Genomic DNA, 1,578 nt, shown 5'->3' with positions numbered 1-1,578 from the left:
AAAGCACATCTGCGAAAGGCCAAAGCCAGGACCATCGATGCCCTGTGGCAAGCTGTCGGCTCAATCTGCGAACTCTACTCCTCAGACGAATGCTGAAATTATCTCAAACACGCTGGGTATGTTGCAGATTAATGGCTCGTTGCTCTAGATGCTCCCTATCGGGAGAAGTTCCACCTGGCGCGTCAGGGGGTTGGTTTGGGTTTGGAGGCGTTATAGGATGATCCGCAACGATCAAGCGCCATGAAGGAGAGTTCCGATGAAATACCGCACCCTCGGCCGTGACCTGAAGGTATCCGCGCTCGGCCTTGGCTGCATGCCAATGTCTGGTTTTTGGGGTTCGCAGGGTGTCTATGGTGCGGTCGATGAGGGTGAGGCGATCGCCACCATCCACCGTGCGATCGATCTTGGCGTCACCTTTTTCGACACGGCCGAGGTCTACGGTCCGTACCTGAACGAGGAACTGCTCGGCAGCGCCATCAAGGGCCGGCGCGAGGGTCTCGTGATTGCGACCAAATTCGTTTTCCGGGTCGAGGAGGGCGGTTACGGGCTAGACGGCAGCCCGGCCAACGCCCGCCGCGCCTGCGAGGGATGCCTCAAGCGGCTCGGCGTCGATACGATCGACCTCTTCTACTTGCATCGCGTCGACCCCAACACGCCGATTGAGGAATCCATTGGCGGAATGTCCGAGCTCGTCAGGGAAGGAAAGATCCGCCACATCGGCCTGTCCGAAGCGGGCCCGAACACGATCCGTCGTGCCCATGCGGTCCATCCGGTGACCGCGCTTCAGCCCGAATATTCGCTTTGGGAACGCGACGTGGAAACCGATATCCTGCCGGTCGCGCGCGAACTCGGCATTGGCGTCGTTCCTTTTTCGCCACTTGGCCGTGGCTTTCTGACCGGCGCATTTTCCTCGCGCGACGACATCGCTGATGGTGATTACCGAAAGTCGAGCGAACCGCGCCTCCAAGAGGGCAACTTCGACGCCAACCTCAAGATCGTGGAAGCGGTGAGGCAGGTCGCAACCAGGCATGGCGTATCTCCCGCCCGCGTCGCGCTCGCCTGGCTGCTCGCCCAGGGCGATGACATCGTTCCCATTCCCGGCGCCAAGCGCCGCGTGACGATGGAGGACAGCATGGCCGCTGTCGATCTCGAGCTCACGGCCGATGATATCGCCAGCCTAAACGCGGCCGCCCCGGTCGGCGGCACCGCGGGACCGAGATATGGTCCAGAGCAGATGAAGGGGGTGAATATATAGGCGGATCGGCCGCAGCGATGTTTCGTTGGCCGCCGACGAACGAACATCAAGGAGCGTCGACATGCCGGGTGCTTTCTGGGGGGATCATGACGATCCTCGGCCCGATCCTGCTGGGGCTGGCGCTGCTTGTCCTATTCTCCGTCCGCGATGCGCCTGCGCCGTTCCCTCCAGCTTTTCTATCCGTCACGGGGCTTAGCCGGCCCCCCTAAGCGCGGTGCGTGGCGCACTCTTTCGCCGCGCTTTCTCCGGCCACGCGTCCGAAGGTGAGCGCATTGGCTATGCCGATGCCGCCGCCAATGTATCGACGTCCTAGAGTACAGCCG

At 61.7% G+C, this 1,578-nt stretch carries 1 protein-coding gene; it reads left to right on the top strand.

The features are described 5' to 3' along the window. Positions 1 to 256: 256 nt before the first annotated feature. Positions 257 to 1,255 carry an aldo/keto reductase gene (locus HNQ99_RS16375; protein ID WP_184477640.1) on the top strand — a complete coding sequence of 333 codons (999 nt, stop codon included), beginning with the start codon at positions 257 to 259 and terminating at the stop codon, positions 1,253 to 1,255. Positions 1,256 to 1,578 lie beyond the last annotated feature (323 nt).

The organism is Rhizorhapis suberifaciens (assembly GCF_014200045.1).
GTDB classification, from domain to species: Bacteria; Pseudomonadota; Alphaproteobacteria; order Sphingomonadales; family Sphingomonadaceae; genus Rhizorhapis; species Rhizorhapis suberifaciens.
This window is presented reverse-complemented; position numbering and strand designations above follow the sequence as displayed.